The 1424-nt window shown below is 64.3% G+C and carries 1 protein-coding gene; it reads right to left on the bottom strand.

Annotation, left to right across the window (positions count from 1 at the left end; translation table 11 throughout):
- The coding region (locus tag B0T39_RS25780) for a methyl-accepting chemotaxis protein (protein WP_254894641.1) at positions 1 to 1424 on the bottom strand (1424 nt) is incomplete at both ends.

Raw genomic sequence — 1424 nt, 5'->3', positions numbered from 1 at the left:
GCCACCGCCGGCTGTGAACTGAGGCGCGGACTCCCCGCCGCCGGCATCCCCAACGCCATCGCCGCACCTGCCGCCGACACGCTGAACCGGCCCGCCGCCGCAGACAGCCGCTCCGCTTGATCCTGCAAGCTCACCGCCGCCGCCGCCGCCTGCTCCACCATCGCCGCATTCTGCTGTGTGTTCTCATCCATATGCGTCACCGCCTGGCTCACTTGCTGAATCCCGCTGCTCTGCTCCACGCAGGCCTGCGCTATCTCCTGCACAATCTCCGCCACTTGCGACACCCCCTGCACCAGCGCCGTCATCGTCCCGCCCGCGCCTTGCACCAAGGCCGCTCCCGACTCAATTTCCACCACCGATTCGCCTATCAGCGCGCCAATCTCTTTCGCCGCTTCCGCCGAACGCTGTGCCAAATTCCTCACCTCGCTCGCCACCACCGCAAAGCCCCGGCCTTGCTCTCCCGCCCGCGCCGCTTCCACCGCCGCGTTCAGCGCCAGAATATTGGTCTGGAACGCGATGCCATCTATCACCGTGGTGATGTCCGCCACCTTCTTCGCGCTCTGCGTAATACGACCCATCGTCTCCACTACCCGGCCCACCACCGCACCGCCTTCGCCCGCCGTCTGCGACGCTTGCCGCGCCAGCTGATCCGCCTGACGCGCATTGTCAGCATTGTGTTTCACCGTGCTGGTCAGCTCTTCCATGCTCGCCGCGGTTTCTTCCAGGCTGGCCGCCTGCTGTTCGGTCCGCGTGGACAGGTTTGCATTCCCCGCCGCAATTTCCTTCGCCGCGCCATTGATCGTTGTCGCCGCTTCCCGCATCTGGCCCACCATCTGCTCCAGCTTGCTCAAGCTGTCATTGCAGTTCTCCCGCAATTCCGCGAACAAGCCCTGGTGTTGCCCCTGCATCCGCATCCGCAAATCCCCGTCGGCCAGCTTGCCAAACAAACCGGCCACTTCGCCAATCACCCCGGCCACCGTACGCGTCACGCTGTTTAGTTGCTCCGCCAGCATCAGATGAAAACCGGTCTTGCCCTGCTCCGCCACGCGCTGCGCGAAGTCCCCCTGCGTAATCGCATGAATCATCTGTTCTATGTCATGCTCCATCTGCAGTTCCGCCGTGCGATCCACCCACTCGATCACCACTCCCAGCCGCGTACCGCGCTCATCGTTCACCGCATTCGATTGCAAGACCCAGTCCTTGCCATCCAGCTGCAACGTCAATTGCTGCGCCGCGCCGCCGCATAGCGTGTCCGCCCGCGTTTTATCCAACACATTGTCCAGCGGCAGGCCCGCTTGCCGGTTCGCCAACTGCGGCAGCCGCGCTTGCAAAGCGCGGTTGACGAAGCTGATCTGCCGGCGCTCGTCCACCAGCATCACATTGGCCGAACTGGAGTCCAAAGCCACCCGGATCCGCGCGTTCTC

The organism is Chromobacterium haemolyticum (genome assembly GCF_002081825.1).
Taxonomy (GTDB): domain Bacteria; phylum Pseudomonadota; class Gammaproteobacteria; order Burkholderiales; family Chromobacteriaceae; genus Chromobacterium; species Chromobacterium fluminis.
The sequence above is the reverse complement of the archived record's forward strand: the minus strand, read 5'-3'. Positions and strand labels throughout refer to the sequence as shown.